The sequence below is a fragment of the Thermodesulfovibrionia bacterium genome, assembly GCA_030646035.1.
GTDB lineage: Bacteria > Nitrospirota > Thermodesulfovibrionia > UBA6902 > UBA6902 > JACQZG01.
In genome coordinates, this window is the sequence record JAUSMY010000040.1 from 55,198 (window position 1) to 68,298 (window position 13,101).

General features: G+C 42.6%; 16 protein-coding genes and 1 tRNA gene. All 17 read left to right on the top strand.

The annotated features are described in order from the left end of the window. The first annotated feature begins 11 nt into the window (after positions 1 to 11). The 17 genes from Q7U10_06545 (at position 12) to Q7U10_06625 (ending at position 13,086) form a co-directional block, all read left to right on the top strand. Positions 12 to 1,280, top strand: coding sequence for a lipoprotein-releasing ABC transporter permease subunit (locus tag Q7U10_06545; GenBank protein ID MDO8282268.1), 1,269 nt, complete (start codon positions 12 to 14; stop codon positions 1,278 to 1,280). 20 nt (positions 1,281 to 1,300) lie between these two features. After that, positions 1,301 to 1,477, top strand: a complete 177-nt coding sequence (locus Q7U10_06550) for a hypothetical protein (GenBank protein ID MDO8282269.1) — start codon at positions 1,301 to 1,303, stop codon at positions 1,475 to 1,477. 24 nt (positions 1,478 to 1,501) lie between these two features. Next, the gene (locus tag Q7U10_06555; protein MDO8282270.1) at positions 1,502 to 2,176 is read left to right on the top strand and encodes an ABC transporter ATP-binding protein; all 675 of its coding nucleotides are present in this window, start codon (positions 1,502 to 1,504) and stop codon (positions 2,174 to 2,176) included. A gap of 162 nt (positions 2,177 to 2,338) precedes the next feature. Then, positions 2,339 to 2,806: a phosphohistidine phosphatase SixA gene (gene sixA / locus Q7U10_06560; GenBank protein MDO8282271.1), complete on the top strand. Its 468-nt coding sequence runs from the start codon at positions 2,339 to 2,341 to the stop codon at positions 2,804 to 2,806. Between the two features lie 81 nt (positions 2,807 to 2,887). Further along, positions 2,888 to 4,144, top strand: a complete 1,257-nt coding sequence (gene rmuC / locus Q7U10_06565) for a DNA recombination protein RmuC (GenBank protein MDO8282272.1) — start codon at positions 2,888 to 2,890, stop codon at positions 4,142 to 4,144. Between the two features lie 32 nt (positions 4,145 to 4,176). Continuing rightward, a complete protein-coding gene (locus tag Q7U10_06570) occupies positions 4,177 to 4,455 on the top strand; it encodes a hypothetical protein (GenBank protein ID MDO8282273.1) in 279 nt (92 codons plus the stop codon). A gap of 6 nt (positions 4,456 to 4,461) precedes the next feature. Beyond that, a complete protein-coding gene (locus Q7U10_06575) occupies positions 4,462 to 5,487 on the top strand; it encodes a deoxyguanosinetriphosphate triphosphohydrolase (protein MDO8282274.1) in 1,026 nt (341 codons plus the stop codon). A gap of 80 nt (positions 5,488 to 5,567) precedes the next feature. Further along, positions 5,568 to 5,846 (top strand): integration host factor subunit alpha, encoded by a 279-nt coding sequence (locus tag Q7U10_06580; GenBank protein ID MDO8282275.1) that lies wholly within the window; start codon positions 5,568 to 5,570, stop codon positions 5,844 to 5,846. A gap of 5 nt (positions 5,847 to 5,851) precedes the next feature. After that, the gene (locus Q7U10_06585) at positions 5,852 to 6,193 is read left to right on the top strand and encodes a MerR family transcriptional regulator (protein ID MDO8282276.1); all 342 of its coding nucleotides are present in this window, start codon (positions 5,852 to 5,854) and stop codon (positions 6,191 to 6,193) included. Positions 6,194 to 6,294: 101 nt separating this feature from the next. Then, a tRNA-Pro gene (locus tag Q7U10_06590) sits at positions 6,295 to 6,371 on the top strand. A 153-nt stretch (positions 6,372 to 6,524) separates the two neighbouring features. Then, entirely contained in the window at positions 6,525 to 6,992 is a 468-nt protein-coding gene (gene rimP / locus Q7U10_06595; protein MDO8282277.1) for a ribosome maturation factor RimP, read from the top strand. Next, positions 6,992 to 8,122 carry a transcription termination factor NusA gene (gene nusA, locus Q7U10_06600; protein ID MDO8282278.1) on the top strand — a complete coding sequence of 377 codons (1,131 nt, stop codon included), beginning with the start codon at positions 6,992 to 6,994 and terminating at the stop codon, positions 8,120 to 8,122. The genes rimP and nusA overlap by 1 nt, the downstream gene beginning before the upstream one ends. Next, positions 8,109 to 10,235 carry an ATP-dependent DNA helicase RecG gene (gene recG, locus Q7U10_06605; GenBank protein ID MDO8282279.1) on the top strand — a complete coding sequence of 709 codons (2,127 nt, stop codon included), beginning with the start codon at positions 8,109 to 8,111 and terminating at the stop codon, positions 10,233 to 10,235. Before nusA ends, recG begins: the two co-directional genes overlap by 14 nt. A 76-nt stretch (positions 10,236 to 10,311) precedes the next feature. Next, entirely contained in the window at positions 10,312 to 10,626 is a 315-nt protein-coding gene (locus Q7U10_06610; GenBank protein ID MDO8282280.1) for a hypothetical protein, read from the top strand. Next, entirely contained in the window at positions 10,626 to 11,414 is a 789-nt protein-coding gene (locus Q7U10_06615; protein ID MDO8282281.1) for a prepilin peptidase, read from the top strand. The genes Q7U10_06610 and Q7U10_06615 overlap by 1 nt, the downstream gene beginning before the upstream one ends. A gap of 240 nt (positions 11,415 to 11,654) precedes the next feature. Continuing rightward, positions 11,655 to 12,113 carry a CBS domain-containing protein gene (locus Q7U10_06620; protein MDO8282282.1) on the top strand — a complete coding sequence of 153 codons (459 nt, stop codon included), beginning with the start codon at positions 11,655 to 11,657 and terminating at the stop codon, positions 12,111 to 12,113. A gap of 106 nt (positions 12,114 to 12,219) precedes the next feature. After that, positions 12,220 to 13,086, top strand: coding sequence for an RluA family pseudouridine synthase (locus Q7U10_06625; GenBank protein ID MDO8282283.1), 867 nt, complete (start codon positions 12,220 to 12,222; stop codon positions 13,084 to 13,086). Positions 13,087 to 13,101 lie beyond the last annotated feature (15 nt).

Below are 13,101 nucleotides of genomic sequence, written 5' to 3' on the forward strand. Positions count from 1 at the left end.
ATTTATATTTTATGAACCTTCCTTATCAATTCTTCATAGCGCTCCGCTACTTCAGAAGCAAGAAAAAGAGCAGAGGGATATCCTTGAACACTTTGATATCTATCGGAGGCGTTGCGTTAGGCGTAATGGCTCTGATAATCGTACTTGCCGTAATGGAGGGATTTCAGAAGGATCTACAGGAAAAGATCCTCGGGGTCAATGCGCATATAGTTGTTCAGAGTTATGAAGGCAGGATATCTGATCATGATTCCATGATGAAGACCATAAGTGCTGAAAAAGATGTCCTGTCATCTTCCCCGTATATTTACGGCCAGGTCATGTTACGGTCTGGCGACAGGGTGAACGGTGTTATCTTAAAGGGCATTGATCCGGCGCTTGAGGCGAAGACAACGGATGTGCTGAACAGCCTTAAGGAAGGCAGTTTAGCCGGCCTTAAGGAAGGCAGGGATGTTCCTGAGATAATAATAGGCATGGAGCTTCTCAGGACACTTGGAGCATTTGTAGGCGATGAGATAGAGATGATATCGCCTGTAAGTGAGGTCGGGCCGCTCGGTATGATCCCCAAGATGAAGAAGTTCCGTATCGGTGGTGCCTTCAGAGTCGGTATGTATGAGTATGATTCAGGCCTTGCTTTTATTAATATCAAAGATGCGCAGAAATTTCTCAACTATGGAAGTTCTGTTACGGGAATCGAGGTTCGTGTAAATGACATTTACAAAGCTGAAGCCATATCGGAAAGAATCGGCGATGCTCTCAATAATGGAGCAAAAGTGAATAGCGATGAAAAGATACCTACAATAAAGTATTACGCCTGGGACTGGATACGTATGAACAGGAACCTCTTTTCCGCCCTGAAGCTTGAGAAGATAGTAATGTTCATAATCCTGACACTCGTAATACTTGTCGCATCCTTTAATATCGTCAGCAATCTGATAATGATCGTCATTGAAAAGTCGCGAGAGATAGCTATTCTAAAAGCTGTAGGCGCTACATCCGGCGGGATTATGTCTATCTTCATGATCCACGGCCTGATTATTGGTGTCCTGGGTACGGCCTTTGGTGTTGCCGGAGGATATATTGTTTGCCAGCTGCTTAAGACCTACAAGTTCATAAGCCTGCCTGCAGATGTCTACTATCTCAGCTATCTTCCTGTGAGGATAGACTTGTTTGATTTTCTTATTGTGCCTGCTGCTGCGATTCTGATAAGTTTTCTTGCGACTATTTATCCTTCTTGGCAGGCAGCAAAGCTTCACCCTGTAGAACCGCTCAGGTATGAATAAAGATTTAAAGGAGGCAGCAATTGAGAATATTGATCAATGTCGGCCTGTTTATTTTTTTTCTGCTTGCAGTATGCGCTGTTATAGCTTTTTGGAAGGGCGGTGATCCTTTCAGATGGCTTGGAGAAAACATCATAGTTTTAGGGAAATCGATTATAAGCATCGGAGACAGTGTTGATGAGTTTCTGCATAGAAGATAATAGATCCTGAATAGAGGGATGAAAATGGCTGTTGAACCACTGATAAAGATAAAAAACATATCAAAAACATTTTCCGCGCCGGGCGGAGACCTGACTGTTTTAAAGGATGTCAGCTTTGAAGTTAAGCAAGGCGAGATGACCGCTATAATGGGTCCTTCAGGCGCTGGCAAGAGTACACTTCTTCATATACTCGGTGCGTTGGACAGGCCTACTTCAGGGAGCCTGCATTTCGAAGGCGCTGACATGCTTTCACTTTCAAATGATGCATTAGCTCATTTTAGGAATAAAACAGTCGGTTTTGTCTTTCAGTTTCACCATCTCCTGCCGGAGTTTAACAGTATTGAAAATGTAATAATGCCGGCGCTGATCGCAGGGCTTAATCGTGAAGCAGCAAGGGTGAAAGCTGAGGAGGTTTTACGATCCCTGGGCCTCTCAAAAAGGCTGCTTCATAAACCTGGAGAGCTGTCTGGTGGAGAGCAGCAGAGAGTCGCAGTTGCAAGAGCGCTTATGCTTGACCCTAAGGTTGTTCTTGCCGATGAGCCGACAGGCAATCTCGACACTCAGACCGGTGAGGAGTTGTTCAATCTCTTGATTGAACTTAACAAAAAAGGCATTACGTTCATCATTGTTACCCATAATGAGATCCTTGCATCAAGATGCGGAAGGATCATCAGTATGTGTGACGGCGTTGTTGTTTAATAGTTATTCCGGATTATCTTCTGCCCTGATATTTTCATCTGCTTTTATCTGTAATTATGCCGTAATTATAAATAAAGCTTGACAAAAAAGATTATTTATAATTCAATGTTTAGTATATATGTATATATATAAGCCATATATCTATAATAATTGGCATTAATTATGATCCTTTATCTTGTGCGTCATGGAGATGCAAAAAACAAAAATGAAGATCCCTCAAGGGGACTTTCAGATAACGGGATTGCGGATATTAAGAGGGTTGCAGGGCATCTTGCCGGTTTAAATGTGAGAGTGGAGAGGATATTTCACAGCGGTAAATTAAGGGCGACGCAGACTGCTCAGATAATGGCAGATGCTGTCGGGACCGATTATCCCATCACTGAAACAGACGGGCTTGCCCCGATGGATGACCCGGGGATATGGTATGAACGCATATGCGAGATGAATTACGACGCTATGCTTGTAGGACACCTTCCATATTTAAGTATTCTTTCTGCCTTACTTCTTTCCCGTACTCAGGATAATAGATTTGTTGAATTTGAGACCGGCGGGGTTGCCTGTTTTGAAAGGGCGAAAGACTGCAGGTGGGAGCTGAAGTGGAAGACAGGCCCGGAGAGTATACAGAAGTGATGGTAATAGGAGATTATTGTGGTTGATGTTATGTTAGTGATTATATTAATTCTGGTTCTTGTTGCTGTTGGTCAGCTTACAATGATTCTGAATCGAAGTTCAAAAATTGATTTATCTCAGCTTGAATCCCATATTGCTTCCTTTGAGAGGAACCAGGAAAGGACCGAAAGGGCATTAAGAGAAGAGGTCGCTCTAAATAGAGAAGAAACGTCAAAGAGTTCAAGAAATCTCAGGGAAGAAATGGTCAACAGTATGACAAAAATATCCAATGTTCAGCAAGAGCAGTTTGATAGTTTTTCAAAAAAACTCGATACATTGACACAAAGTAATGAGCAGAAGCTAGATAAAATGAGAGAAACTGTTGAAGGCAGGCTGAAACTTCTTCAGGATGATAACACAAAGAAACTAGACCAAATGAGAGAAACTGTTGATGAAAAACTCCATGCTACTCTTGAAAAACGATTAGGGGAATCTTTTAAGCATGTGAGCGACAGGCTTGAAAAAGTTCATCAGGGACTTGGTGAGATGCAAACATTGGCTGCCGGAGTAGGAGACCTTAAGAAAGTTCTGACAAATGTGAAAACAAGAGGGACTTGGGGTGAAATTCAGCTTGGTGCTCTATTGGAACAAGTATTATCCGGTGAACAATATGAAAAAAACGTCGTCACAAAAAAAGGAAGTAATGACAGAGTTGAATTTGCTATTAAGCTGCCCGGGCATGATGATAAAGATGACCAGCCGGTTTGGTTGCCTATTGATGCAAAATTTCCTCGTGAAGACTATGAAAGACTTGTTGAAGCACAGGAGAAGGCTGATGCCGGGCTTGCAGAAGATGCAGCAAAACAACTGGAGGTCAGGATTAAATCAAGTGCTAAAGAGATTAAAGATAAATACCTTGATCCTCCTCATACTACAGATTTTGGCATTATGTTTTTGCCGACAGAGGGCTTGTTTGCTGAGGTTATAAAAAGACCAGGTCTTTCCGATTTTTTACAGAGAGAATACCGGATATCAGTTACCGGCCCCACAACTTTAGCCGCTTTATTGAACAGCCTTCAAATGGGGTTTAGGACACTTACTATTGAAAAGCGTTCAAGTGAAGTTTGGTCTTTGCTTGGAGCTGTAAAAACAGAATTTGGGAAGTTCGGCACTATTCTTGATAAAACCCAGAAAAAACTTCAAGAAGCCAGCAATACAATAGAAGATGCTGCAAAAAAATCTCGCACTATTGAGAGAAAATTAAAAAATGTACAGGAACTTCCTTCGCAAGAACCTTCATTAATCACTGATGAAATATCAGATAATGATGAAGCCGAAAATGATGGGGTAATTACATAGTCGCAAACCTTAATTAAACAAAGGAGGGCATCATGTCGGAGAAACTGAGTCATGAAGAGTTTATCAGAAAGGCTATTGTAAGTTTAAGAAAGGAGGGCTACAAGGGTATACACACTGTGTACTCAGGTTTCAACAACGCTTTCAAGAAGTATTTTGAGGGAGCCAATCCTGTTGAGGAGACCAATAAACTTGCAAAGGAAGGGAAGCTCGTTATCAGGCCTGTTAAGGGCGGAGTAATGCTGTATCTGCCTGAAGATGTTACGCCTACAAAGGACATCGGTGATGAGGCGCTCAAAAAGATGGGACTTTAGTCTAATATGTCTATCCGCCAGCAGACAGAAGATATAGAGAAACAAGTCCTCCATCCAAAGGCCATGCTGAGTTCAAAGAGCAGGGGGAGGAAGAAGAAAGAGAGAGAAGGCGAGATCAGAACATGCTTTCAGCGGGACAGGGATAGGATAATCCACTGCAAGTCATTCAGAAGGCTGAAGCACAAGACGCAGGTCTTTCTCGCTCCAAGAGGCGACCACTACAGGACACGCCTTACTCACACGCTTGAAGTTTCTCAGATAGCCCGGACAATTGCCAGAGCCCTCAGGCTCAATGAAGACTTGACTGAAGCGATAGCGCTTGGGCACGATCTTGGGCACACTCCTTTCGGGCATGCAGGTGAGGATGTGCTGCGTGAAATATATCCCGGTGGGTTCAAACATTACAAACAGAGCCTCAGGGTTGTTGATGTTCTTGAACGCAACGGGCAGGGACTAAATCTTACATATGAAGTCAGGGACGGAATAGTAAAGCACTCAAAGGGGATGGGGGATATATTCTCACCTGGCAGTAAAAGCACACTTGAAGGCCAGATAGTCAGGGTATCGGATATAATTGCATATGTTAACCATGACCTTGATGATGCTGTCAGGGCCGGTGTCTTGAAACGTTCCAGCATTCCTTCAAGCTTTCTGAAGATAGGCGATACACAGGCAAAAAGGATCGATACCATGGTGAAGGATCTGATTTACTCATCGCTTGATTCAGGTCTTGAATGTATTGAGATGAGTCCGGGAATCAAGAAGGTCACTTATGAATTAAGAGATTTTTTATATGAAAATGTTTATGAAGGGGCGATAGCAAAAAAGGAGTTCAAAAAGGCGCGGAAGATACTGCTTGACCTTTACGAGTATTACATTGAGCATACAGAAGAGGTCTTTAATGAATATCCAAAAGATATGACCAGGAATAAGAAGAGAATGGTCTGTGACTTTATAGCCGGGATGACTGACAGGTTTGCCCTGATGATGTATGAGCGGCACTTTATGCCGCAGCCGTGGATGGTCTTTTAATATGCCTGTTACTTAAACCCGATTGTCTTGACAATGTCTGTATGTCCCCTTATAATTAAGAAAAAGTCTGGAGGATAAATATGACAAAAGCTGATTTAGCCGATAAAATATATGAAACAGTAGGTCTTTCCAAAAAAGAAGCAGCAGGTATTGTGGAACTGCTTTTTGATAATATGAAAAATATCCTTTCTGAAGGTGAGTCAATAAAAATAACCGGTTTTGGTACATTTCTTGTGAGAAAGAAAGGCGCCCGCAGAGGCAGAAATCCAAAGACCGGGGAAGAGATGCAGATCGAACAGAGAAGGGTCGTAACTTTTAAGCCCAGCCTTCAGTTTAAATCCCTTGTTGAAAAGGTATAGATCTTATGGCGCCTTTAGTCCAGGAAAGGATGATTCCGGACAAACTCTTCTATAAAATAGGCGAGGTCAGCAGCATCGCTGATACAGAGTCTTATGTATTGAGATACTGGGAATCTGAGTTCCCTTTTCTTAAGCCCAGGAAGAATAAGGCCGGTCAAAGAGTCTATACAAGGAAGGATCTTGAAACAGTACTCAAAATAAAGAACCTTTTATATAAAGAAAAATATACAATAGCAGGTGTAAAAAATAAGTTTGCCAAGCAGTCAGATGTGAAAAGTTCCGTATCATTAAATACCATTCAGAGTGTTAAGAAGAAGCTTAAAGATATACTTAAGCTTCTCAAATAAGACTTAGAAGTTCCTGCAGCACTTTCCCAGGTTGCAGTTGTAGTCATCAGATACCAGGTATATGGTTATTAAGGTATGGTGATAGGAATACAGTTTTTTATCGGGGCGTGGCGCAGTCTGGTAGCGTACTAGTCTGGGGGACTAGGGGTCGGAGGTTCAAATCCTCTCGCCCCGACCATTAAACAGTCAGCTTGTTTTTATTTCGTGAGTAAAATGTTATAGTAACTATGTTACTGCCCCATTAAAAAGAAGAGGTTTTTAATGGGTATACTTCATGCCTCATTATTTTATAGAGTGGGTTCTCCCACTCTTTTGTTTTTTGGAATATGAAATGGATATAAAGGAACTTGAAGATAAAGTAAAAAATATTATCGAGCCTGTTATTAACTCGATTGGGATTGAGCTTGACCGTCTTTCGATCAGGAAGATGCATGGCAGCTACCTGATGAGGGTATTTATTGATAAGGACAATGGCATTACTATTGACGACTGTGAGAATGTGAGCAGGGAGATAGAGGCGATCCTTGATGTCGAGGATCCGATCCCAGGCTCATATGTTCTTGAGGTCTCTTCACCAGGGCTTGACAGGCCTTTAAAAGGGGCGGCGGATTTCCGAAAACATATAGGTAAGATCGCAAGGGTTGTGATAAACAACTCTATAGATAAGCAGACTTTTTTTGTCGGAAAAATTTTACAGTCTGATGATCTTGGGGTGGTCTTGCTTTTACCCAAGGATAAGGAAATGAAGATACCTTTTGAGAATATCTCAAAGGCAAGACTTGAAGTGGAGGTCGAATAATGAATCGTGAATTAATACAGATAATCGAGCATATGAGCAAGGAGAGGGGGATTCCCAAGGAATCCATCATCCTGACTCTCGAATCAGCAATCTTGTCGGCAGTAAGGAAGAAGATAGGATTGAAGCCTGAGATAGATATTAAGATAAATACAGAAAAAGGCGGCATCTCTATAAATGCAAAGAAGAAGGTAGTTAAAAAGGTAGTGGCGCCTGATGAAGAAATTTCTCTTAAGGATGCTAAAAAAATAGATCCCACAAAAGAGATTGATGACGAGGTTGATACACCTATCTCTTTTGATAATTTTGATTTCGGCAGGATAGCGGCGCAGACAGCAAAACAGGTCCTGTTCCAGAGAGTGAAAGAGGCTGAGAAAGAGGCTATATTTGAGGAGTTTAAGGGCAAAGCCGGCCAGATCATCAGCGGTGTAGTAATACGCAGAGAAAAGGGAAACTATTACGTAACCCTTGGAAGAGCTGAAGCAACGCTTCCTCAAAAGTCAACGTTGCCTTCAGAGACGCTCAAGAGGGGAGAAACCATAAGGGCTTATATAGAGGAAGTAAAGATCGTGAACAAGGCGCCTCTGATATTGCTTTCCAGAACACATCCGAGATTTGTTGCTGAGCTCTTCAAGATGGAGATACCTGAGATATATGATGGCCTTGTTGAGATAAGAGATATTGTGCGTGAGGCCGGAGACAGGACAAAACTTACTGTCATATCGAAAAACTCCATGATAGACCCTGTCGGCGCCTGCGTAGGCATGAAAGGCACAAGGGTTCAGTCTATCGTAAGGGAACTGAAGGGAGAGAGGATCGATATTATCCCCTGGACAGATGACCCTCGCACGCTGATACCCAAAGCGCTCAGCCCTGCTCATGTGGAAAGTATCGGACTGGATGAAGAAGGCAAATCCGCTATGGTCGTTGTCAACGACCAGCAGTTGTCTATAGCTATAGGGAAAAAAGGGCAGAACGTCAGGCTGGCATCTCAGCTGACAGGCTGGGAGATCGAGATAATCGGCGAGTCAGAATATAACAAGATGAGGTCGGGAATTACTGAATCTGAGGAACCCTCGAAGAATGAAGGAGAGTTCCAGGAGGAGAAAACCTCTGAGGATGAAGAAAGCTAAGGATTCAGGCAAGGCAAGAGATTCTGTATTTTTCACAAAGATAACAAAAGATACCTCTGTCCAGTACATTAAAGGCGTCGGCCCTGCACGTGCCAGGCTTTTAGAAAAACTTCATCTAAAGACACTTGAAGACCTCCTGTATCACTTTCCAAGGCGGTATGAAGACAGAAAGAACCTCAGTAAAATATCTGACCTCAAATACGGTAGCCACGAAACAACCGTAGGCCAGATCGTATCCGCAGAAATCGTCAATACACGGAGCAGCAGGATGAAGATCTTTGAGGCCACTCTAAAGGATGATTCCGGTATTCTAATCTGTAAATGGTTCAACCAGCCTTATCTCAAAGAGTATCTGAAAGAAGGTTATGAGGTTGTTGTCAGCGGTGTTGTAAAGGGCAGCCATAATGCAGCTATAGGTCTTATGGAGAATCCTGATTTTGAGCTGATAGGCAAAGAAGATAAATTTATTCATACTTCCAGGATAGTGCCTTTTCATAACGCCACAGAAGGCCTTAAACCAAAACAGTTTCGAACCTTGATCTTTAATACTATCGAGAAACATCTTGATATATTGCAGGATTATCTTCCCGTAGATATCCTGGAACGAAACAGATTGAAGCCCCTCCATTGGAGCATAAAAGAGGCTCACTTTCCTGAAGACATATCTGATATGAGCGAGTTAAATAGAGGTGCGAGCCATGCGCACAGGCGGCTTATTTTTGATGAATTTTTTCTGCTTGAACTCGGCCTTGCCCTTAATAAGAAAAAGATGACGATAGAGAAGGGTATAAGTTTAAAAGGCAAGAGCGATCTCGTAACCCGTTTTTTTAATGGGCTCTCATTTGAGCTTACCGGCGCTCAGAAGAGAGTGATAGATCAGGTAAGTACTGATATGAAGAAGGATGTTCCAATGAACCGCCTTCTTCATGGTGATGTAGGCTGCGGAAAGACTGTAGTGGCGTTTGCCGCTATGCTTATAGCGGTTGACAGCGGTTATCAGGCATGTCTGATGGCGCCTACAGAACTCCTTGCAGAACAGCATTACATAAACATTAAAAAGATGGCAGAGGGGCTTAGCCTGAAGATAGCGCTTCTGACATCAAGCAGCAAAGGCGGGCCTTGTGAGGATATAGCAAGCGGGGCTGCTCAGATAGTGATCGGTACTCATTCACTTATTCAGGAAACTGTGGAGTTCAAGGCGCTCGGCCTTGCAGTTATAGATGAGCAGCACAGGTTCGGTGTTGTTCAGAGGGCGGATCTAAGGCGTAAAGGGAATAACCCTGATATACTCATCATGACCGCAACCCCGATACCCAGAACACTTGCATTGACGCTTTACGGTGACCTTGATATCTCTATAATTGATGAACTTCCTTCAGGCAGAAAACCTATCATGACAAAGATTCTGTTCCCTTCCCAGAAGGATGATGTTTACTCTCGTATAGAGGCTGAGATATCAAAGGGAAGGCAGGCATATATAGTCTACCCTTTAATTGAGGGGTCTGAAAAGTCAGACCTCAAGTCAGCCATAGACGGCGCAGAGGCGCTTAAAATGAAATTTCCTGATAAAAGGATCGGCCTTGTTCACGGGAAGATAGACCGCAATGAGAGAGAGTCTGTCATGAACAGCTTCAAATCCGGGGATATAGATATACTAGTTTCAACTACTGTTATCGAAGTAGGTATAGATGTGCCGAATGCCTCTCTCATGCTTATCGTCCATGCTGAAAGGTTTGGGCTTGCACAATTGCATCAACTAAGGGGACGGATCGGCAGGGGTGACTATGAATCATACTGCCTGCTGCTGGCATACCCGCCATGCAGTGATGATGCAAAGAGGCGCCTTAAAGTTATGGAGTCAACCGGTGACGGATTCAGGATAGCTGAGGAGGACCTGGCAATAAGAGGCCCGGGAGAATTTTTCGGCACAAAGCAGTCAGGCATCCCGGAATTGAAGATTGCTGATATAATAAGGGACATCGGAATTCTTGAGATGGCGCGGAGAGAGGCATTTAATCTTGCAGATGCCGACCCCGGACTGAACCTGCACCCTTTGCTTAAGGAAACTTTAGATAAGAGATGGGCGGGAAGATTAGAACTGGTTAAAAGCTGAAAGTGAAAAGTTTATAATTTTCGGTTTGATAAATCTTCACTTCTAACTCTTAGCATTCAACTCTTTTGGAGGATATATGATGATAGAAAAGATCAGAAAGAGTTTTAATGACGGAGTAGCGAATCTCAAGTGGCTGGCTAATTTCCTTGCTGAGCGTACAAGGGCTGAGACATCCATATTTAAACTGCGTTATGAAAGCAGCAGGCTTGAGAACAGAATAGATGAACTTTATAAAGACGTCGGCAAGCGGGTGCTTGAGATCAAGGAGAAAGAGGAAAAAGATGTTTTTAAGGATTTCATTATCCTTCAGACGATTGATGAGATAAAGGCGCTGAGGAAAGAGATTGATGATTACAGCGGTAAAGAAGAGGAGTTTAAGAAAATTACATAATGTTAACCTATTTTATATTTTTCACATATGGCCTACTGGTAGGTTCTTTTCTTAATGTTTGTATCTATCGCATTCCTATAGGGTTATCTGTAGTAAGGCCTTCATCACTCTGTCCTTCGTGCGGCAATCCTGTGAAGTTCTATGACAATATCCCTGTGCTAAGTTATATATTCCTCGGTGGGAAATGCAGGTCATGTAAGGCAGGTATATCTTCAAGGTATCCGCTTGTTGAGTTTCTTAATGCTGTGTTATACCTTATTCTTGTAAGCAGATTTGGCACTGCTTCACTTCCGGCGCTGATAGTTTATTGCGCCCTTCTTTCAGCTCTTATTGTTATTACATTTATCGATATTGACTATCAGATCATCCCTGATGTGATAAGCCTTACAGGTATTCCTCTCGGGATTCTCTTCGGAGCTTTCCTGCTGCCGGACCCTTTTTTAAGGACTGAACTTATGGGATTTAAAACTTCCTTCATTGGATTTCTTGCAGGCGGGGCAGGATTCTACATGATAGCTGTTTTAGGAAAACTTGTCTTTAGAAAGGATGCAATGGGCGGCGGAGATATAAAGTTTATGGGTATGATAGGCGGTTTTCTCGGGTGGAAGGGTGTGATCCTTACTACTTTTTTAGGTAGCCTCTTCGGCGCAGTCATAGGGATAGCCTTGATCGTATGGAGAGGCAGGGAATGGGGAGCGCAGATACCGTTTGGCCCATACCTTGCGCTTGGAGCTGTTGTCAGCCTCTTCTGGGGGCAGGAGATATTGGTCTGGTACGGGGTTTTTTAAATACGTCATATTCTCAGTTTTCTGCACTATGAGTTTCCAGCTTTTTGTCATATTCCAACCCTTCAAAATACATATCTTTCATCGTATATATTTAAAATCTTTATTAGCTCATAGGGTACACGCAATATTATTTTTGAAAATGTATACTAAAAAAGTTAATTATCCTTACTTATCTCAGTCATTGACCGCACAGACCTTTTTTTGTGGCTGAGAAAGTAATAATACGGAGTTTAAAACGCAATGTTAACTATCAAAGATGTATTGCAGTCAAAAAGTTCTGCTATCTGGTCAGTTTCCCCGGATGATTCTGCCTATAAGACCATGGAACTTATGGCAGAGAAGAATATCGGTGTATTGGTAGTTATTGATGAAGATAATGTGGTCGGTATAGTCTCTGAGAGAGATTTAGCCAGAAAGATAATTTTGAAAGAACTATCCTCCAAAAAAGTTTCTGTCAAAAAAATAATGACAAAGGATATATACTGCATCACTCCGGACAAATCTGTTGAAGAATGTATGGGTGTTATGACAACAGCTCATATCCGCCATATGCCTGTCTTTGAAAACAAGAGACTGATAGGTGTCATAACCTTCGGCGATATCGTAAATGCATTACTTGTTGAGCAGGAAGTAAAGATCCAGGATTTGGAGAGTTACTTCTCCTGCTGCGATTCAGTATCATTCGATCATGATGTTTGATATGGACTGCTCATTGGTCTTGCAATAGGATAATTCATCTAACTTTTAAATATCTTCCTTCCTTAACCCATCGCTTGCTGTTTTCGAATGTTATACTATTTAACTTATGGCTGATTATAAAGTAAAAACAAAGAGCAGTCTGGTTGATTTTCTGGCGGATATCGGATACACGAAGACCAAAGTGAAGCAGCTGCTTAAACACAGGGCTATCGGGGTGAATGGTAAAGATCTGAAGATACTCAGCCGTCTTTTGCTTGAGGGAGATACTGTTTCGGTCAGCAAAGACAGGAAAGAGAAAAAGGAGATAAAAATTGTTCCTTCAATGGGGATCAAGGTCATTTATGAGGACGATGATCTCATAGTCATAGAAAAGCCTGCCGGCCTGCTGACAATAGCCTCTGATTCAGAAAAGATAAAGACAGCTTATTATCAGTTGAACGAATTCTTCAAGGAGAGGACTCCGGGAACAAATGAGAGGTTATTCATCGTACACCGGCTGGATCGTGATACATCAGGCCTTATTGTCTTTGCAAAGAATGAGACAACCAAAAGGGCCCTCCAGGGGAATTGGGATCAGGTTGATAAACGGTATTACGCTATTGTTGAGGGTGCGCCTGTGAAAGAAAGGTCTGAGATCAGAAGCAGGCTGAGCGAGACCAAATCGCTTAAGGTCTATAGCAGCCGGCATTCAGAAGATGGGAAGCTTGCCATAACAAAATACCGGGTCATAAAGAAGAGCCCCGAGTATTCTCTTCTTGAAATATTGCTTGAAACGGGACGCAAGAACCAGATACGCGTGCATCTCTCAGATATCGGCCATCCTGTGGTCGGTGATAAAAAATACGGGGCAAGAACCAATCCATTCAGCCGTCTCGGGCTTCATTCTTATCTCCTTTCATTCAAACACCCGGCTACCGGGGCACTATTGCGTTTTGAGAGTAAACTTCCGGGAGTCTTCGGAAAGTTAACCTGAGCACCATATCAGGTG